General features: G+C 67.9%; 21 protein-coding genes and 1 pseudogene. 5 read left to right on the top strand and 17 right to left on the bottom strand.

Translation table 11 applies throughout. From position 1 onward, the window contains the following. Positions 1–163: 163 nt before the first annotated feature. From ACTWLT_RS14550 to ACTWLT_RS14515, 8 genes are all read right to left on the bottom strand, one after another. Entirely contained in the window at positions 164–703 is a 540-nt protein-coding gene (locus ACTWLT_RS14550) for a copper resistance CopC family protein (protein WP_445318837.1), read from the bottom strand. 433 nt (positions 704–1,136) lie between these two features. Continuing rightward, a complete protein-coding gene (locus ACTWLT_RS14545) occupies positions 1,137–1,592 on the bottom strand; it encodes an SRPBCC family protein (RefSeq protein WP_445318836.1) in 456 nt (151 codons plus the stop codon). Between the two features lie 763 nt (positions 1,593–2,355). Further along, entirely contained in the window at positions 2,356–2,721 is a 366-nt protein-coding gene (locus ACTWLT_RS14540) for a VOC family protein (RefSeq protein ID WP_252414530.1), read from the bottom strand. Between the two features lie 62 nt (positions 2,722–2,783). Further along, positions 2,784–3,191: a DUF6157 family protein gene (locus ACTWLT_RS14535; RefSeq protein WP_445318835.1), complete on the bottom strand. Its 408-nt coding sequence runs from the start codon at positions 3,189–3,191 to the stop codon at positions 2,784–2,786. 52 nt (positions 3,192–3,243) lie between these two features. Further along, a complete protein-coding gene (locus tag ACTWLT_RS14530) occupies positions 3,244–4,092 on the bottom strand; it encodes an ABC transporter permease (protein ID WP_445318834.1) in 849 nt (282 codons plus the stop codon). Beyond that, positions 4,076–5,041 carry an ATP-binding cassette domain-containing protein gene (locus ACTWLT_RS14525; RefSeq protein WP_445318833.1) on the bottom strand — a complete coding sequence of 322 codons (966 nt, stop codon included), beginning with the start codon at positions 5,039–5,041 and terminating at the stop codon, positions 4,076–4,078. The genes ACTWLT_RS14530 and ACTWLT_RS14525 overlap by 17 nt, the downstream gene beginning before the upstream one ends. A 45-nt stretch (positions 5,042–5,086) precedes the next feature. After that, on the bottom strand, positions 5,087–6,301 hold the full coding sequence (locus tag ACTWLT_RS14520; RefSeq protein ID WP_445318832.1) for an acyl-CoA dehydrogenase family protein: 1,215 nt from the start codon (positions 6,299–6,301) through the stop codon (positions 5,087–5,089). A 369-nt stretch (positions 6,302–6,670) separates the two neighbouring features. Further along, positions 6,671–7,198, bottom strand: a complete 528-nt coding sequence (locus tag ACTWLT_RS14515) for a 2'-5' RNA ligase family protein (protein WP_445318831.1) — start codon at positions 7,196–7,198, stop codon at positions 6,671–6,673. A 351-nt stretch (positions 7,199–7,549) separates the two neighbouring features. Between ACTWLT_RS14515 and ACTWLT_RS14510 the strand changes: the two genes are divergently transcribed. Next, positions 7,550–7,876, top strand: coding sequence for a hypothetical protein (locus ACTWLT_RS14510; protein WP_445318830.1), 327 nt, complete (start codon positions 7,550–7,552; stop codon positions 7,874–7,876). Here ACTWLT_RS14510 and ACTWLT_RS14505 read toward each other — a convergent pair. Continuing rightward, positions 7,877–8,066: pseudogene (locus ACTWLT_RS14505) on the bottom strand (hypothetical protein); the annotation flags it as partial. It lies immediately after the preceding gene. 150 nt (positions 8,067–8,216) lie between these two features. Continuing rightward, positions 8,217–8,576 (bottom strand): hypothetical protein, encoded by a 360-nt coding sequence (locus tag ACTWLT_RS14500; RefSeq protein ID WP_445318829.1) that lies wholly within the window; start codon positions 8,574–8,576, stop codon positions 8,217–8,219. A 118-nt stretch (positions 8,577–8,694) separates the two neighbouring features. Between ACTWLT_RS14500 and ACTWLT_RS14495 the strand changes: the two genes are divergently transcribed. Then, the gene (locus ACTWLT_RS14495; protein ID WP_445318828.1) at positions 8,695–9,405 is read left to right on the top strand and encodes a DNA alkylation repair protein; all 711 of its coding nucleotides are present in this window, start codon (positions 8,695–8,697) and stop codon (positions 9,403–9,405) included. Positions 9,406–9,451: 46 nt separating this feature from the next. Here the strand turns inward: ACTWLT_RS14495 and ACTWLT_RS14490 are convergent, their stop codons facing one another. Together ACTWLT_RS14490 and ACTWLT_RS14485 are read right to left on the bottom strand one after the other, a co-directional pair. Continuing rightward, on the bottom strand, positions 9,452–9,895 hold the full coding sequence (locus tag ACTWLT_RS14490; protein ID WP_445318827.1) for an OsmC family protein: 444 nt from the start codon (positions 9,893–9,895) through the stop codon (positions 9,452–9,454). Between the two features lie 65 nt (positions 9,896–9,960). After that, positions 9,961–10,374 (bottom strand): VOC family protein, encoded by a 414-nt coding sequence (locus ACTWLT_RS14485; RefSeq protein WP_445318826.1) that lies wholly within the window; start codon positions 10,372–10,374, stop codon positions 9,961–9,963. Positions 10,375–10,474: 100 nt separating this feature from the next. Between ACTWLT_RS14485 and ACTWLT_RS14480 the strand changes: the two genes are divergently transcribed. Continuing rightward, positions 10,475–11,227: a DUF1223 domain-containing protein gene (locus ACTWLT_RS14480; RefSeq protein WP_445318825.1), complete on the top strand. Its 753-nt coding sequence runs from the start codon at positions 10,475–10,477 to the stop codon at positions 11,225–11,227. A gap of 36 nt (positions 11,228–11,263) precedes the next feature. Further along, the gene (msrA, locus tag ACTWLT_RS14475) at positions 11,264–11,782 is read left to right on the top strand and encodes a peptide-methionine (S)-S-oxide reductase MsrA (protein WP_445318824.1); all 519 of its coding nucleotides are present in this window, start codon (positions 11,264–11,266) and stop codon (positions 11,780–11,782) included. A gap of 22 nt (positions 11,783–11,804) precedes the next feature. On the opposite strand, the gene ACTWLT_RS14470 is transcribed toward msrA, so the two are convergent. The 3 genes from ACTWLT_RS14470 to ACTWLT_RS14460 all read right to left on the bottom strand — a co-directional run bounded on the left by ACTWLT_RS14470 (position 11,805) and on the right by ACTWLT_RS14460 (position 14,848). Next, complete coding sequence (locus ACTWLT_RS14470) at positions 11,805–12,632, bottom strand: peptidoglycan-binding domain-containing protein (protein ID WP_445318823.1); 828 nt, start codon at positions 12,630–12,632, stop codon at positions 11,805–11,807. A 149-nt stretch (positions 12,633–12,781) separates the two neighbouring features. Continuing rightward, entirely contained in the window at positions 12,782–14,392 is a 1,611-nt protein-coding gene (locus tag ACTWLT_RS14465) for an FAD-binding oxidoreductase (protein WP_445318822.1), read from the bottom strand. Between the two features lie 153 nt (positions 14,393–14,545). Continuing rightward, positions 14,546–14,848, bottom strand: coding sequence for a helix-turn-helix domain-containing protein (locus ACTWLT_RS14460; RefSeq protein ID WP_445318821.1), 303 nt, complete (start codon positions 14,846–14,848; stop codon positions 14,546–14,548). A 65-nt stretch (positions 14,849–14,913) separates the two neighbouring features. Here ACTWLT_RS14460 and map point away from each other — a divergent pair, with 65 nt between their 5' ends. Further along, on the top strand, positions 14,914–15,696 hold the full coding sequence (gene map / locus ACTWLT_RS14455) for a type I methionyl aminopeptidase (RefSeq protein WP_445318820.1): 783 nt from the start codon (positions 14,914–14,916) through the stop codon (positions 15,694–15,696). Positions 15,697–15,704: 8 nt separating this feature from the next. Here map and ACTWLT_RS14450 read toward each other — a convergent pair whose 3' ends face one another. Together ACTWLT_RS14450 and ACTWLT_RS14445 are read right to left on the bottom strand one after the other, a co-directional pair. After that, positions 15,705–16,379 carry a DUF6891 domain-containing protein gene (locus ACTWLT_RS14450; protein ID WP_445318819.1) on the bottom strand — a complete coding sequence of 225 codons (675 nt, stop codon included), beginning with the start codon at positions 16,377–16,379 and terminating at the stop codon, positions 15,705–15,707. 104 nt (positions 16,380–16,483) lie between these two features. Continuing rightward, entirely contained in the window at positions 16,484–17,098 is a 615-nt protein-coding gene (locus tag ACTWLT_RS14445) for a dihydrofolate reductase family protein (RefSeq protein ID WP_445318818.1), read from the bottom strand. Positions 17,099–17,196: the final 98 nt, after the last annotated feature.

The following is a 17,196-nucleotide window of genomic DNA, read 5'->3' as shown; positions in this document are numbered from 1 at the left end:
ACGGTATGCGGGTCCGGTTCGGCACCGTGCTCAACGTTGAGCAGGCCATGATCGAAATTGCCCCGAGCGGCCTCGCGCAGGTGTGCCGGCTGACACCGCCTGAACACCTACACCGTCCACTGATGTGGATCTCGGTCTTCGCCGCCGGTGGAAACGGGACGAGCTACTTCCTGCGCGTCCGCTTCGCTCGCCAGAAAAGCCCACCGCCGGCGGCGATCAGCGCCAACAGCGCCAGTCCCACCACACCGGCACCGTCCAGAGCGCCCGCGGGCTTGGGCTGATGGGTGGCGCTCGGTGCCGTCGTGGCGTCGGTGGCGCTGGCAGGAGGGCCGGGCGTCACGGATTCGGACGTGGCAGGAGACGAGCCGATGACGGCGAACGTGAAGGAACCTGCCACCGGATGCCCGTCGACGGACACCACCCGATAGGCCACCGTGTACGTGCCCGCACCCAACCCTGCCCGGAGGGCCTGTTTGGCACGCGTTCCGGTGATGACCGGCGCCCCGCTGACCACCGCCTTCGCCTTGGCATCGGTCACCCGCACCGAGGTGTATCGAGCATCGAGCCGTTCGGCGAAGACCAGCTCGACCTGCGGGGGCGCGGATGTCAGACGGGAGCCCTTCGCGGGGTTGCTCTCCTTCAGCTCGTTGTGCGCCTGCGCTGGGCTCGCGGCCTGAAGGACCACCAGGGCCGCGACGATCACGCCTAGACCTGCAGCGCGCATCGAGGCGAGGATCCCGAGCTGACGCCTCATGAAAACCCCCCGGCAACGCGACGAGGCTTCACGGTAACCATCGGAGGCCACGACGAGGACCCCCGCTGGCATCGGTAGCCGAGACCGTTATGCCGATGCGCCTGGCTCTTCGGGGGCTCATGAGCGGCGGACGAGGCGGGACGAGAGGGCCGTTCCGACGGTAGGCGACACGCAGGAAGTCGACAGGGGCAGTCCCGGTCCCCCGCCGGCGACATGCCCCAGGGCCGATTGCGTCCCTCGACGTCACAATCCTCGTGGTCACGCGGCCCGCGGGGCCTCGATCGTCGAGCCCGTCGGCATGCCAAAGGGAACGGTTGGCGCTACCGCCGGCTATCCGGGAGCGTGATCAAGTCAACGAACGGGCTTCCGCACCGCTCCCCCGTCATGTTGACGCGCCACGGGACGACTGTCTGTCGAATTCGCCCTCCGACATCGACTTCAGTCGACGCAGCCCTGCCGGCAGCCCTTTGCGAACTTCACGGCCGAACAGCAGCGCGAATACAGCAGCTAGCTTTCCATCGAACGTGACGCTGTGAGTGACCTCGGTCCTACGCTCGCCGACGGGCTGGAGCTCGTACTTCAGCCGCATCTCACACATCGGCAGTCCGAACTTCGTCGTGAAGGACGCGCCGTCGGTGACCTCGAGCAGCTCCATTTTGGACTTCGGACCATTTTTGGATTTGAGGACGCCACGACCACCGGACTCGAATTTGTCGACGTGCGAGTATTGGATGCTGTGATCCCACTCCCGCCATTTCTCCACCTGAGAGTAGACGTGGAAAATGGTGTTGGGCGTGGATAGAACCTCGATGTGATCGAGGAACGTTCGTTGGGCCATGGCTTTCCTTGAGTATCGGTAGGTGGGTTGGGCGCGGTCGGGCGCGAGCCAGCCGCACGGCCGCAGGCAACACGAGACCGCACGTATCAAACGGAGACTTTCCGGGCGAGGATGCGGGCAGAGGGCATGGAACATCCAGCCATAGCATGCGAACACCACCGGCATCGCCAGAGATCGGGTGAATCCGCATGGTTCCCGACGCATGGACTCAGGGATCCGGTGAGTGCGCCGAGGCGCGGGAACCGCTCGAGAAGCGACGCCAGCTGACAACTGCGGGACTCGGTGGGCCGAGTCCTTCATCGAGCATTCGTCCAGCCGCGAGTTCCCGCGCTTCACGAGGCGTCAGGACGCGACGCCGCGGCCTGCCATAGCGGCCGTGAGCCAACATCCGCCCTGGCCGGCGAGAGGCGGCCGCACGAACCGGAGGTAGGGCCGGTCAGGTTCGACAAATCCATATCCGGCCCGTCAGCTAGCCCTCAATGGGTCGCGAACAGGGCCACAGAAGGTCGACAGGGCCGCGGCGAGCCAGGCCTGGTTTGTGTCACCCTGAGCGGGCGTAGGCGTCCCCTCAGTAGAGGGCCTGCCCGGCCGTGTCGACCTTCGTACGAGCCTCGAAGCTCGGCCCTACGTCGAGAGGCGGTCTGGACGACGCCCGTCATGGTGCTGACGCCGCTCATCTATGCCGGTCAAGAGCGTGAGCACATGCCACGACCCCCCGACCACAAGGTCGGGGGGTCGTCGCGAAGGCTGGCGCTGGGGCGTGTCAGCCCATCGGCAGGGCGATGCAGAACGGGTGACCCGCCGGGTCGAGGAACACCCGCCAGTAGTCGCCACCCGGCTGGTGCTCGGCCTTGGTGGCGCCCAGCTCGACCAGCTTCTTCTCCGCCTCGTCGAGGTCGGTCACCTCCAGATCGAGGTGGCTCTGCTGGGGAACCTTGCCGTCCGGCCACACGGGCGCGACGAAGTTCTCCACCTTCTGGAAGCCCAGCCTGGCGCCCGTGCTGCTCGCCAGGTAGGTCGAGCCCTCGTCGCTGTGGACAATGTCCCAGCCCAGAACCTGACCGTAGAAGCCCGCCAGAGCAGTGTGGTCGGCGCAGTCCAGGGTGGTGCCGGTGTACGTGGCGATCATGAAGCGGTGACCTCCTGAGGTCGGTTGTTGAAGGGAGCCGAGAGCAGGGATGCGCTCGGAGATCAAGCGCGCTTGGTACGGAGGGCTCTGATCACCTTGCGGTCGTCGGCCTTGAGAAAGTCGGTGTACTCAGGCGAGTCCATCGCACAGAGGGCGACGCGCCCATCCTCGTCGAAGACCATCCCCCACCCGTGCGTTCGTGTCAGCGGTGAGGTTCGCAGACAGGGCTGCTCTTTGGAGAAGAACTGCGCGCGCAGGTCAGCCTTCTCCTCCTCACTGACGTCCAACCCTTGGCGGGCGAACCAGGACTCGAACAGCACGTCCTCTTGCGTGTAGGTGAAGGGGTGCTCCGACAGCATCTCGTACTGGATCTCGGCCACCGTCTTGGACGACCCGCGGGATGCGGGCACCTTCGCGTGATCGACTTTGCAGTCCTCCGCCACCGCGATGAATGTCTGAATATAATTCACGACGTCTCCTTTGGTGCTGCGTGCATTGCCTGCCTGAACCCCCGCCCCGGGCTCAGTTGCGGCTGACTCTGCCCTTGAGAGCGGTGAGGGCCAGACCGATGCTCAGTATCCCGACGACGCCGATCGCCAGCAAGGCCGGACCGATTGCGGACATGTTCCAGTCCTCGGTGAGCAGGCTGCGCAGGGCTTCCAAAATATAGGTCACGGGGTTGACCGTGGCCACTGCGTCCAAGGTGCCGTTGAGTTGATCCTTCGGAAGGAAGGTGGTGGTGAGGAAGGCGAAGGGGAAGAACAGGATGGTGGCCGAGGCGACCGCAGCCGGGCTTGCGGTCTTGAAGGCGATGGCGTAGGTGAATCCGGGGAACACCATGCCCCACAGTGCGGAGATGCCGACGAAGACCAGGAAGCCGAGCACACCGTTGTGGAACCCGACGCCGACGATGAAGCCGAGGCAGAGGACGGGTAGCGTCATTAGGGCGACCAGGACGAAGTCGGCGGCCATGGTGCCGATCAGCAGCGCCAGGCGCGAAACCGGTGTCATGAGCAACCGGTCGAAGTACCCGGAGTTCAGGTCCGCGACCAATGAAGCGCCGCGACTGATGCCGGTCACCGCGAAGACAATGCCGACGGGCAACTGAAACGCTTTGTAGTCGATGGCGAGAGCCGACTCGGTCAGCTTTTCCAGGGAACCGATGTTCACCGCCATGAAGAAGACCGGAATCAGCAGCGCAGGAAACACGGCCTCGGGTTCGCGGGGCAACTGTCGGATCGAGCGACGGGCAATGATCAGGACGTCTCGGATGAACGACTGGTCGCGCGGCCGCAGCTCCGGGTCCACGCCGAACTGCTCGGCGTCCACGTTGGTCGCGACGCCAGGCGACGCGTCAGCGGACAGGCTCATGCCCAACCTCCTTGTTCATGTGGGCGCCCGTGAGCTCCATGAACACGTCGTCCAAGGTGGGCGTACGCAGCGTGATGTCGTTGAGGGTCAACCCGGCCTGCTGGATCCCGATCGCTACCGAACCGATGGCCTGGGCGCCGTCGGAGACGCGGGCCTCAATGCGATCGCCGGTGACCGTCAGAGACTTGACGCCTCGGATGTCGGCCAAGCGGGATTCCACGGAGACGGCGTCGCCCTGAACGTTCGCCACGACGATGTCGTCGCGGACCAAGCGTTTCAGCTCCCGCGGGCTGCCCTCGGACACCACACCGCCGTCGTTGATGATCCCGATGCGGTGGGCCAGAGAGTCCGCCTCCTCGAGATACTGGGTCGTCAGCAGGATGGTGACACCCAACTCCTGGTTGAGCCGTCGCACTTCGTCCCACATCTGCTGGCGGCTGCGCGGGTCCAGCCCTGTCGTCGGCTCGTCGAGGAACAGCATCGGCGGGCGGTGCAGCATGGCGATGGCAATGTCCAGCCGACGCTTCATACCGCCCGAGTAGGTCGAGACCCGTTTGTCGAAGTCCTTGCCCAGATCCACGAGCGCCTCAAGCTCCGCGATCCGCTTCTGGGCCACCCCCGACGAGATGCCGTACAGCTGTGCCTGCAGCGCCAGCATCTCCCGGCCAGTCTGCAAGCCGTCGATGGCGGTCGACTGCAGTGCGGCGCCGATGCGCAGGCGCACGGCCATCGGGTCGGTCGCTACGTCGTAGCCGGCAACGCGCGCACGCCCCTGGGTAGGCATGAGCAGCGTGCACAGGATCCGGACGATGGTCGACTTGCCGGCGCCGTTGGGCCCCAGAAGTCCGTACACCTCTCCGGAAGGGATCTTGAGGTTGACGTTGTTAATGGCGACCTTGTCGCCGAAGGTACGTCCCAGGTTCTCGGCAAGAATGGCCGGAATCGTCATATCGTCCTCGCTGTCGAGGGAAGCCCTGGCTGGTCGGTCGGGATGTCAGAGCTGGAAGAACAGCCAGTCATTCTGCTTGCCGAGCATCGCCTTGACGGCGGACTCGTAGCGCGTCTGGGAGGCAAAGGCATGCTGGCTGATCGTGTGCGCGTCGCGGAAGTACTTCTCCAACGGGCTGGACTCCTGGAACCCTGTCGACCCGGCGATCTCGTGGACGATCTCGCTGATCTCCCGGGCGGTTTCGATCACGTAGCAGGCAGCGAGCTGCATCGAGATGCCGTGTTCGGTGTTAACGAACTCCCCGGCGAGTTGGTGCTGCCAGAGCTGGTCAACGGTGTCGTAGAGGTAGGCCCGAGACGCCCGGTAGCGCGCCTCGGCCTTGCCGAGCTGGCGCTGGATCGAGGGGCTGTCGCCGAGCACCTCCATCATGAAGTTGCCCTTCTTGGTTCGCACCAGCGACGTAACCTCGTCCAGGCTGGCCCGCGCCACCCCCAGTGCGGTGGCCGCGAACGCCGGGTGTCCTGACCACAGACGCGATCTGTAGAGCGGGCCCGAGAAGTAGCGGTTAGGTTCACCAAGCGTCAGCGGCGCCACCCGGTTATGCGGGACGAAGACCTCGTGGTAGGCGTAGTCGTGGCTACCGGTTCCCTTCAGCCCCAACACGTTCCAGTTGTCGACCAGTTCGCAGTCCTCGCGGGCCATTGCGGCGAGCAGCATGACCGGGCCGTGCGGGGTCATCTTCGGCTGGTCGCCCTCGAAGAGCATGGCGTAGGCGGTGACCCAGGTGGCGATGTGCGCCCCGGAGGCGAAGGGAGCGCGCCCGGAGACGAGGTAGCCGCCGGGCGCCTCGACCGCCCGAGCCGGCGGGAAAGCGCCACCGCAGATGACCGCTTTAGGGTCAGCGAACACTTCTTCGACGCCCTCGGCCGACAGAGCCATCATGGCAAACGCCTGGCTGTTCATGTTGCCTACCAGGAACCCTGCGCTGGGGTCGACCTTCGAGATCTCCTCCACGAGCCGTGTCGCCTGGAGGGGATTGAGTTCAAGTCCGCCCAGGGACCTGGGCACTTGAACCTGGAACGCTCCTGCCTCGACGAGGGCCGATGCGGCGTAGTCGGGCAGACGCCGCTGGGCCTCGCCGTCCGCGGTGCGACCGCGCAGCACCGGCACGACGGCCGCGAGCATGTCATCGACGATCTTTTCAGAGGTGTCGACCATGGGGTCGTCGATCGCAGCTGCTGGAGGTCCGAGCATGGTCATGGGTCCTCACTCGCGACTTGTAGGTGTCTGGTGTGGCCGCCACCGTAGAAAGACCTGGCGAGGCTGTGCTGCGCACTATTGAGCCTTTCCGACACAACCGGTCAACACGGGATCCTCTACGGCTGTCGTCTCGGAGGCTTACCGTCCGGATCCGCGCACACCCGGCCCACGGCTCACGCGTCGATCGTCCTCAGCGGTGTTGCGGCAGGGTTCTCCTAAGCGACGTCTCGTAACTCGGGCGGGACGAAGGTTCCCGGTGCTGTCCGGTGGTCAGCGGGCGAGGGGGATGGTCTGGAGATGGGCAATGCCGGCGGCGGTGGGTTGGGGATTCGGGATGGGTCGGCTGAGGGGCGCAGCTATGCAGCGGCGCTAGGCCGAGCCGAGCCGAAACTCGCGCAGTGTGTGCCAGGAGTCGGGTTCCGGTGCCCCGGCAATGAGCCGGACCGCGTCGACAGTGGCGCGGATCGGCAGGTGGCCGGCGACAGCCTCGGCGGCTTGGGCCAGGACGTGCGTCGGGGCGTCATGGCCGATGGTCAGATGCGGTACGACGTCGGCATGGGCGCCGGCATACGGCGGAGCCTCGGGGAATCGCCGCCACACGGCCGCGGTGAGTTGGCGCAGCCCGCCATCCGGCTGCGGCGAGAGCCAGACCACAGTGTCTCCGAACCACTTGACCTCCGCGAACGAGATATCGAACCGCGGTGTGGCTTCGAAGATCTGGCTCAGGGTGGCGAGCACATCGTCGTTGATCCGGTCTGGGGGCAAGAACGGGTAGAGCACGGTCACATGAGCGGGGACTCCCCAGCTGGCCGCGATGTCCAGAGCGGACCGGAAGCGCCCCACGGCCCGCTCGGCCTCGGGCACGGCGACGATCAGCGCACTCTCTGTCGGCTCCATCGCCACAGTCTCTGATCACGGCTTCTGACAGTCCACGGAATTCGTGACCAGAAGAGGTGCGAGACACCTTTGGTGCGGTGTCCACGAACGTTGCCGGTGTTCCGGAGAGGCCCAGCTTGGAGATTCGGAACGTCTCGTCGCCGTCGATGATGGTTCAGGCCAGCGCCGCGAAGGTCCTGGCGCCGCATAGGCTTCGGTGCGGCACGGGCGGGCCGATGCCCGATCGGAAACGGGGGCCCCGTGCAGGCGGTGAGGTGGACATCGCTCCGGCGGTGGGCCGGTGTGCCCGGGTGGGTTCGGGTCGTCGTGACAGGTGCCGTCTGCGTCCTCGCATATGGGGGGATCGTTCACGTGGGCGACCTCCTCGGCGTTCGGCCGGGTGGTCCGAGCCCGTCGACTCCTGCCTGGCTGCTGCTGTACTTCACCTCGCTGGTCGTGTTCGACCCGCTCGCGGCGGTGTTGCTCGCGCTGCGGCGGATCGAAGGGCTGTTGCTCGGCTGTGCCGTGCTTGCCAGCGATGCGGCGGCGAACGGGTACGCCAACTACGTGTTGGATACCGCGCCGGGGATCACGCCCGGCCGAATCGGACAAGCGGTGATCACGGGGCTCGCGGTCGCCTTGATCGCGGCGGCGCCCAGAGTCGCGCCCTGGATGCACCGGCCGGGACGTGTCGGTTAGTCAGGCGTGTTCGCGGCGTTGAGCTGCCGGAAGTCGCGGTGACGGGCGTTGGCGTTGCGCAGCGCAGGCAGTCCTGCAGCTCTCGGGCCAGCGGTGTGCTTCGGGTGGTTCGAGCCGGCCATGGTGCGTAGCGGCCCGAACCGGGCCTCGATCGGGTTGGCCTGGACGCGCTGGTCGGGGTGAAACACAGTGCGGCGCGGTGTCGAACCCGCACGCGTACCACGCCCGCTTCACGGACGCGGACCTCCTGCTGCCCGGCGGACCTGTCCCTGGACGCACTCCTGGCGGAACTGGCTCGACCTGGAAGCCGTCCCCGCTGCGCCTGAGGCGGCGTCTGCCCCTACCGCAGCCACCGGAGTGCGGCATCAGCCGTGTCCTCCGGGCTGCTGTTGAAGGCGAGGGCCGCGTCGGGTGCGTGCTGCCGGACCAGGTTGACCACCTTCTCGAAGAGCCCGAGCAACGGCTCGTGCTTCCGGATACCGCCCCCGATGACCACGCACGCGTAGGTCCTGCGGGTCAGTGCCTCGACGATCGCCGCTTCGGGGTTCTCGTCGGGTGCCACCAGGCACAGGTCCGCCTCGATGCCATGATCGCCGAAACGGGCCTGACCGCGCGCAATCGCGGCCTGGACCGGCTCAGGGTCCCAACCGGGGATCCTGGCAGGATCGAGACCCACCACCAGTACTCGACCCAGCGCCATGCGTCGTCCTTCCGAGGAGACGTTCCGATCCGACGTTCCCGTCGAGTGGCCCCGCATCTCAGCCGCACCTGTGTCACACGATCCTATGCGGCAGCCGGTCGCGGTAGGTTGCACAGTCATGGCCACGATCGCCGACGTCCGCAGCGAACTCGCCAGCCTCGCCGACCAGCAGCGGGCGGAGGCTGTGAGCCGGTTTCTGCAGATGGTTCCGGGCGGCTACGGCGAGGGCGATCGCGCCATCGGTGTCTCCGTGCCAAAGCAGCGCGGGGTGGCCGCCCGGTACTGGCGCGACCTCTCCCTCGCCGAGACGGCGAAGCTACTGACCAGCAGCGTGCACGAGGAGAGGCTGACCTCGCTGTTCATCCTGGTGCGAAAGTTCGCCAGAGCAGACGCGGCGGAACGGGGCCGGATCTTCGACGTCATCCTGTCCAACACCGGCCACATCAACAACTGGGACCTGGTGGACTCCTCCGCGCCGTACATCGTCGGCCCCTGGCTGATCGACAAGGACCGCAGCGTCCTGGATCGGTTGGCGGGGTCCAGCCTCGTGTGGGACCGGCGCATCGCCATCATGGCGACGTTCGCCTTCATCAGGGCCGGCGACTTCCGTTGGACCTTCCGGCTCAGCGAACGGCTCCTGCACGACCCGCACGACCTGGTACACAAGGCGGTGGGTTGGATGCTGCGCGAGGTCGGCAACCGGGACCGGGCGGCGGAGGAGGAGTTCCTGGCCCGGCGTTACCGGGCCATGCCGCGAGTGATGCTGCGGTACGCGATCGAGAAGTTCGAACCGCAGCGACGTGGGGAGTACCTGTCCGGCGTGGTCTAGACCGTCGCTGCCCAAGGAGTGGGCTCGTTGGCGGCATGACGAGAGCTCAGTCGGCGGTGGATTCCGTAGCCTCGACGATCGAGACGGGAGTGCCCAGTTCGACGGTGCGGGAGACGGTGCACAACCGTTCGTGCGACTGCTGCAGCGATCGGGGCAGCGCCTCGCGCGCCCTGTCGCCGTCCGCACCGGCCGGGAACGTCACGGTGAACTCGACCGTGAGGTTCTGCATCCGGTTTCCTCCGGCCTCGTCCCGGATCTTGTCGCCGGTGACGGCAACGGAGAACCGGGTCGGCTCGGCGCGGCGGCTGGTGATGTGGTCCACGTCGATCGCGGTGCAGCCGCCGATGGCAGCCAGAAGCAGTTCCACCGGCGTGAAGCTGGCGTCCTCGCCCGTGCCCATCGACATCGACCCGCCGCGGACGTTCCGCGCGACGTAGTTCCCCACGCTGGTGCGCTCGATCTCGACCGAGCGGAAGGTGTCATCACTCATGACAGGGAAACTACCCAGGTCTGCTGGCCCTCGTGGCCCTGGAGCGCCTCCGCAGCCCGACGGGATCAGACGTCGGCTTCGAGGGCGAAGGTGTTGCCGTCCGGATCCTGGAACCACGCGATGCGTCCACCGCCGGCCCGAGCAGTGATCCCCTTGGCGTCGTGGTCGAACTGGTCGTAGCGGGTGAACTCGACACCGGACGAGGCAAGCTCGTCGACGATCTGGTCGATGTCGTCGACGTACCACGTCGCCAGCGTCGCCGCGGTCTTCCCGGCGGTGACCGACTGGTACACATTCAGCGCTGGCCCGCCGCCCGAACCGTAGACACGGCTGCCGTCGGCGATGTGGGCGCTCGGGCCGGACCGCAGCACCTGCAGGCCCAGTTTGCCTTCGTAGAAGGCGACCGCCGTCCGAATGTCGGACACGGCGACGGAAGTCCTGAGGTGATACGTACTCAAGGGCATGAACCACTCTGTCACAGGTGACCCATGGGCCGGTTCCGCTCCGGCAGCTCGGCATGGTGGCCGCTGGAGCGGGAAGATCAGGGCCGCCAGCGGGACCGACCGAGGAGGATGCGCCATGACGGACACACCGGGCTCCGGGTCTGGTAGCGCCCGGCCACCGGCCCCCGGCGGCTTCGCGGTCGTGGAGATGTTCACCTCTCAGGGCTGCAACAGCTGCCCTCCCGCCGAGGACGTGTTGTCCGAGATCGACCGCGACGCCCGGGAGCGCGGCCAGCCTGTCTACGCGCTCGGGTTCCATGTCGACTACTGGGACCACCTGGGCTGGGCTGACCCGTTCGGCGCCGAGGCGCACACCCTGCGCCAGGAGGCGTACGCGCGGGCGCTCGGCTCCCGGGGGTTGTACACCCCCCAGATGATCGTCAACGGCGCCGTCGAGTTCGTCGGATCCGACCGCCGGCTGGCTTCGATGGCGATCAACTCCGCCCTCTCGGAGGCGGTGAACACCACGCCGCTCGCGCTGTCGCTGCAGGAGGCACCCGAGGACGCCGGCGACGGACGCCGGGTCGTGGTGGAGTTCGAAGCCGGGCGACTGCCGCAGCCCGCGGCGTTCAACGTGGCGGTCGTGGAACGTGGCCTGGAGAACGACGTACCCCGGGGCGAGAACGCCGGGCGGCGGCTTCGGCAGGACGGCGTGGTGCGCGCCTTCACGTCGATTCCGATGAATACGGAGCGCGGGCAGGTCGACCTCGAGGTGCCGTCAACTCTCGACCCTCGAAAGGCCTCGGTGGTCGGCTATGTGCAGAACGACGGCGACAAGACCATCGTCGGTGCTGCGTCCGTCGACGTGGCGGCGGGACGACGTACGTGACCGTGCTTTCGAGCACCCGGACGGGAGGGCGGAGCGATGACGGACACGGCTGAGAAGGCGATTATGGCCGGCGGTTGCTTCTGGGGGATGCAGGACCTCATCCGGAAGCGCCCTGGCGTGCTCACCACCAGGGTGGGATACACGGGCGGGGATGTGCCGAACGCGACGTACTACAACCACGGGTCCCACGCCGAGGCGATCGAGATCACCTTCGACCCCGCCCAGGTGTCGTACCGGGACCTCCTGGAGTTCTTCTTCCAGGTGCACGACCCGACCACCAAGAACCGTCAGGGCAATGACGTGGGAGTCAGCTACCGGTCGGCCATCTTCTACACCGACGACGAGCAGCGGCGGATCGCGGAGGACACGATCGCCGACGTCGACGCGTCGGGCTTGTGGCCGGGCAAGGTGGTCACCGAAGTGAGCCCCGCCGGGCCATTCTGGGAGGCCGAACCGGAACACCAGGACTACCTGGAGAAGAACCCCGGCGGATACACCTGCCACTTCGTACGGCCCGACTGGAAGCTCCCCCGCCGAGGCGAGAACGCCGCCTGAGATTCCGCCAGGCCACCCGCCCTCAGAGCGTGCGCTGGTACTCCTCCCAGGTCCGCTTGGGGCTGACCACCGGGCCGTCGTCGGCACCCCGGTTGGCCAGGCCGTTGCGACCGAGGTAGTAGTCGCCGGCCTGGTTCTGCGCGCCGGTCGACTGGTCGGTGTCGGAGAGCGCGATGGCGTGGATGTGGTAGCCCCAGTCCCCCTGGGCGGGAGTGCGCAGCCAGGCGGCGAAGCCCACCGTGCGCAGCCGGCGCAGCACGTCCGTCCGGGTCGCCGAGGACAGACCGCTGACCGAGAGGTCGAGCGCTCCCCCACCGTCATGGGTGCCGGCGGAGGCGCCCACACCGCTGCTGTACGAGCCCTGCGTGATGCTGAGCTGATAGCCCAGCAGGCGTTCGGCCTCGAACAACATCGACCTGGTGCGGGTGTTGACCTGCACCCCGCGCAGGGTCACCACACTTCCCGGCGAGATCGCCTTGACCACGTCGTAACGCCCCTCGCCCAGCGACCGCAGCGACGACGGGCCGGGAAGACCGGTGGCGTCGAGGCCGGAATAGCCGAGCGACCGCTGGTACGCCGCGTACGCGGAGATCGTGCTGGTGCCGAAGTGCCCGTCGACGTACGTCGACGACAGCAGCCCCTTGGCCTGGAGGGCGCGCTCCACCAGCAGGACGCTGTCCCTGGCACCCTCGGTGCGCGCGGTGTCCGGCCGGCGCGGGTCGATCTGCGCGGCCTTGATCAACGCCTCCATGTCCACCTGCGGCAACGCGGCCGTGGCCGGACGGGCCAGCGGCGCGCCGGCGACCACCGCCGCGCCGGCAGCGACGAGCAGGCTCCTTCTCGTTACCACGTGTCCTCCATGAGATTTAGGGAGATCCGGGCCGGCGACGCGTACCGCCATCCCGCCTCCCTGCCCGCACACACAGGTGATCGACTTTCACGAATGCCCCATGGTGCACGACTATCGATGGACGCACAAGCGACCTCAGGACGCTGTCGTCAGCGGGCGGGATGGACCAGGACGCCCGGGTTGAGGATCCAGGACGGGTCGAGTGCGCTCTTGGCGGCGCGCAGCGCGAGCGCCATCGGCTCCGGACGCTGCTGGTCGTACCAGGGTCGATGGTCGCGGCCGACGGCGTGGTGGTGGGTGATGGTGCCGCCGGCGGCGAGCAGCGCGTCGGAGACGGCCTGCTTGATCTGGTCCCACTGGGCGAGGGTGGCGCCCCAGCGGCCGGTCGCGTACACGCCGAAGTAGGGGGCCGGGCCGTCCGGGTAGACGTGCGTGAATCGGCAGGTCACCACGCCGGTCGCGGCGACGGCGCGGAGCGCGGCGTCGGCCGCGTCGAGCACGGCGGCACGCAGGGCGGGGAACCGGTCCCAGGTGCAGGCGGTCTCGAACGTCTCCACGATCATCGAGCGGGCGGCGAGCGCGTCACGCTGGTACGGCATCCGCAGGAACGCCGACCGCCAGGCGTCGGCGGCGGTCCGCTGGCGGGGGCCGGGCGAGTCGTCGCTGCGGGGTGGCTCCGGCAGGGTTCCCCCGTGGTCGCGGCACAGCTCGACGGCGCGGTCCAGCCACGGTGTGACCGGATGGTCGGCGGACTCGAATCCCAGGACGAGCACGCCGCCGGTGGTGGCGGTTCCGGCGTTGAGGAGCGCCTCCGCCGGGTCGAGCAGTCGGCAGTTGCTCGGGTGCAGACCGGACTGGGCGATGGCCCGGGTCGCGGTGACCGCCTCGTCGTAGTCGGTGAAGTGCACGGAAGCGCCGGCCCGCCAGCGGGGCCGGTCCTGCAGCCGCATCCACGCCTCGGTGATGACGCCGAGCGCGCCTTCCGAGCCGAGGAACAGCCGGTCCGGGGACGGGCCGGCGCCGGAGCCGGGCAGCCGGCGCGACTGGCTGGTGCCCGCCGGGGTGACGACCCGCATCGACTCCACCAGGTCGTCGACGTGGGTGAGGACGGTGGCGTAGTGACCGCCGGCGCGGGTGGCCAACCAACCGCCCAGGGTGGAGAACTCGAACGACTGCGGGAAGTGCCGCAGTGTGAGGTCGTACCTCCGGAGCTGGTCCTCCAGCGCCGGGCCGAACACGCCGGCCTGGATGCGGGCCGCCCGGCTGGTCCGGTCCACCTCCACCACCCGATCCAGGCGGCCGAGGTCGAGACTGACCGCCGCGGGATAGGCGTCACCCAGCCTCGGCTCCACGCCGCCGACCACCGACGAGCCGCCGCCATAGGGGATCACCGCGATGTCCCGGTTCGCGCACCAGTCCAGCACGTCGACGACGTCCTGTTCGGTCACCGGCCGGACCACCAGGTCCGGCGGGTCGTGGACGTCCCCGTGCAGATTGCGGACGACGTCCCGGAACGCCTTGCCGTGGGTGTGCGCCGCCCGGTCGGCCAGGTCCGTCGAACACAGCCGGGCGAGTGACGGTGGCGGATCGACCCGCGATGACCGCAGGCCGAGTTCGGTCACCGGCGGCGCGACGTGCTCGGTCAGGTCGACGCCGGGAAGCAGGGTACGCACCCGGTCTGTCAACGCGGTGGCCTCCGCGCCGGTCACCGCGTCCTCGGCGTGCCCCCAGCCCCACCACGAACGGTGCTTCCCGGCCACACGGCCTCCCCGTCCACCATCGCCAGACCGACTCGCCGGTAACCTACTCGGCGGTCGGCACACTGTCGATGTCGATGTCGTCGTCCCGGGCCTGGGGCTGGCCTGGACGCGATCCGCTCAGGGCTCCCGCCGAGTCGAGCAGCGGTCTGAGCCTCACGAGGCCAACCGCGCAGGTGCGTTGCGACCGGAGCCGGTCGGTACGACGACACGTTCGGGTTGGTTGATCTCGGCCCACACCGCGTCGAGGGAGAGGCCGAGGACGTCGGCGATCGCCGCGATGGTCGGGAAGGCGGGGGTCGCCACGCGACCGGACTCGATCTTGCGAAGGGTCTCCGGTGAGACACGGGCGTCGAGCGCGGTCTCGAGCATCGAGCGCTGCCCCCTGGCGCGACGCAGCAGGGCGCCGAGGCGCTGCCCGCGCTCCAGCTCTGCGGGTGTGAGCGGCAACCTGACCATGCCCCCGATTCTAGTACCGGGATAGTATGGCCGGGATAGTTATTGGTTACGGAGGAAGGCGCCGCATGATCGAGATCCTGGACCCCACCGACCTGCCCCGAGCGAGGGAGGCCGGTGCCCTGGTCGCCGACATCTTGCAGACGCTGAAGAGCCGCACCGCGGTAGGTACCAACCTCCTGGACATCGACCGGTGGGCCCAGACCATGATCGCCGAGGCCGGGGCGCTGTCCTGCTACGTCGACTACGAGCCCTCCTTCGGACGCGGGCCGTTCGGCCACTACATCTGCACGTCGGTCAACGACGCCGTGCTCCACGGGCTGCCCCACGACTACACGCTCGCCGACGGCGATCTGCTGTCTCTCGACCTCGCCGTCTCCGCAGGCGGAGTCGTTGCGGACTCGGCCATCAGCTTCATCGTGGGCGACTCGAACCCCCCGGAGAGCGTCGCGCTGATCAGCGCAACCGAACGGGCACTGCGCGCGGGGATCGCTGCTGCCGGGCCCGGGGCTCGCATCGGTGACATCTCCCATGCCATCGGCACGGTCCTGAGCGGGGCGGGATACTCGATCAACACCGAGTTCGGCGGTCACGGCGTCGGATCGACGATGCACCAGGACCCGCACGTGTCGAACACCGGGCGGGCCGGCCGTGGATACAAACTGCGCCCCGGGTTGCTGCTGGCACTGGAGCCGTGGGTCATGGCGGACACCGCTGACCTCGTCACCGATGCCGACGGGTGGACGCTCCGAAGCGCCACCGGCTGCCGGACGGCACACAGTGAGCACACGATCGCCATCACCAGCGACGGCGCCGAGATCCTCACCTTGCCGAAGCAGGCACGCTCGTGACGTCGGCCTCAGACCAGGGGCGCATACCACTGGGCGCCGGTCACGCGGATCCGCTTGGACTGCTCGCGGTTCCACTCCACCCGCATGCCGTACCTGCGGAGCACCGGAAAGGCGACCTCGTCCAGTAGCCGTTCCAGGTCGGCCTGGTAGCGGGCCTGCTGTTGGTCCTCCGACAGGGCGGCATAGGCGGCCTCGTCGAAGTCCGCCGGCGGATAGGCACCGTAGCCGAGGTAGACCTCGCCGTCCTCGCTCGCCAGCAGAGACTCGGTGTCCTGCTGGTGGTACCAGAGGTATCCGCGCCAGTGCCGGGAGTCATCCCGCTCGTCGTGGATCTCAGCGGCCGCGCAGGTGCCACAGCAAGTGAAATTCTCCCGGGCCAACACACCCATGTCATTGAGTTCGACGAAGGCGCGGGTGAGGTTGCTCCGCACCGCACCCCATTCGCGCTGCTGCGCCCGCCGAACAGCCAATGCCCTCTGGTACGCCGCCCTGAGCTCCTCGTCGGTCGCGCCATGACGCTGGTCGTCCTCGTCGAAGTAGTCCACGAACTCGTCGGCGTCGTCCTCGCCACGCACGACCCAGTCCCAGATCTCGTCCTCGATCTCCCCACGGCCCGGCTCCGCGATCCGCTCGGCCAGGAACCTGGCGCCCTCAGGTCGATCGTTGTAGATCCATCCGCTCACGGCGACGATCTTTACACGAGCCTGTGACAGCCTGAGCCGGGCCACGACCGCCGCACCGCCCGGCGTGACCAGCGCCAGGCGATGCCCTCCCCCACGAAGGCGGGCTACTCCCCTGCGGGAACCTGGTCCTTGATCTCGTCGTAGCCGGCCTCGGCCGGCGCCGGACCCGGCGCGTAGATCACCCGGATCACACCCGTCGGAAACACCTCCGTGGCCGTCACACTCAGGTGGTACGGCGAGTCGCCCTCGTCGAACAGCTTGCGGCCCTTACGCGCCGCCACCGGATGCACCAGCAGGCGCAGCTCGTCGACCAGCCCTGCGGCGAGCAGCTGCTGCACCACGGAGATCGACCCTGGAATGAGGATGCCCCTGCTCCCGGCATCGGCCTTCAGCGCCGTGACGGCACCGACAAGATCGCCCTCGATCAGCTCCGAGTTGCGCCACGAGAACTCCAACGACTGGCGCGACACGACCACCTTGCGCACGTCGCCCAGTTGCTTGGCGAACGACGCGTCTTCTCCATCCGCGGCCTCACGCTCGGGCCAGGCCCCCGCGAAGCTGTCGTAGGTCTCGCGGCCGATGAGCAGCACGTCAGCGGCGTCATAGTCCTCGCCGACAGCCCGACCCATGTTCTCGTCGAAGTACGGGAAGTGCCAGTCGGGGTCGATCTCAGCCACACCGTCGGCCGAGATGAACAGCGTGGAGATGACCTTTGCCATCAGGGTGATCCCTTCGAGTCAGGTGATGTCGGTAGGTAGACCGGCGCATCATCCCAAACTCATCGACCAGCCACCGGTCCCTGACGACGAAGAATTCG

It is taken from the genome of Micromonospora yongxingensis, assembly GCF_052601155.1.
Note: the sequence above shows the minus strand (reverse complement) of the source record. Positions and strands in the feature narration are given on the sequence as shown.

What these genes read in the sequence shown, in the direction of transcription:
- msrA (WP_445318824.1), top strand. Translation starts at nt 11,264, where the DNA reads ATGACGGACACGGCTGAGAAGGCGATTATGGCCGGCGGTTGCTTCTGG.
- ACTWLT_RS14540 (WP_252414530.1), bottom strand. Translation starts at nt 2,721, where the DNA reads ATGATCGCCACGTACACCGGCACCACCCTGGACTGCGCCGACCACACT.
- ACTWLT_RS14545 (WP_445318836.1), bottom strand. Translation starts at nt 1,592, where the DNA reads ATGGCCCAACGAACGTTCCTCGATCACATCGAGGTTCTATCCACGCCC.
- ACTWLT_RS14530 (WP_445318834.1), bottom strand. Translation starts at nt 4,092, where the DNA reads ATGAGCCTGTCCGCTGACGCGTCGCCTGGCGTCGCGACCAACGTGGAC.
- map (WP_445318820.1), top strand. Translation starts at nt 14,914, where the DNA reads ATGATCGAGATCCTGGACCCCACCGACCTGCCCCGAGCGAGGGAGGCC.
- ACTWLT_RS14525 (WP_445318833.1), bottom strand. Translation starts at nt 5,041, where the DNA reads ATGACGATTCCGGCCATTCTTGCCGAGAACCTGGGACGTACCTTCGGC.
- ACTWLT_RS14460 (WP_445318821.1), bottom strand. Translation starts at nt 14,848, where the DNA reads ATGGTCAGGTTGCCGCTCACACCCGCAGAGCTGGAGCGCGGGCAGCGC.
- ACTWLT_RS14480 (WP_445318825.1), top strand. Translation starts at nt 10,475, where the DNA reads ATGACGGACACACCGGGCTCCGGGTCTGGTAGCGCCCGGCCACCGGCC.
- ACTWLT_RS14495 (WP_445318828.1), top strand. Translation starts at nt 8,695, where the DNA reads ATGGCCACGATCGCCGACGTCCGCAGCGAACTCGCCAGCCTCGCCGAC.
- ACTWLT_RS14515 (WP_445318831.1), bottom strand. Translation starts at nt 7,198, where the DNA reads ATGGAGCCGACAGAGAGTGCGCTGATCGTCGCCGTGCCCGAGGCCGAG.
- ACTWLT_RS14500 (WP_445318829.1), bottom strand. Translation starts at nt 8,576, where the DNA reads ATGGCGCTGGGTCGAGTACTGGTGGTGGGTCTCGATCCTGCCAGGATC.
- ACTWLT_RS14520 (WP_445318832.1), bottom strand. Translation starts at nt 6,301, where the DNA reads ATGACCATGCTCGGACCTCCAGCAGCTGCGATCGACGACCCCATGGTC.
- ACTWLT_RS14445 (WP_445318818.1), bottom strand. Translation starts at nt 17,098, where the DNA reads ATGGCAAAGGTCATCTCCACGCTGTTCATCTCGGCCGACGGTGTGGCT.
- ACTWLT_RS14490 (WP_445318827.1), bottom strand. Translation starts at nt 9,895, where the DNA reads ATGAGTGATGACACCTTCCGCTCGGTCGAGATCGAGCGCACCAGCGTG.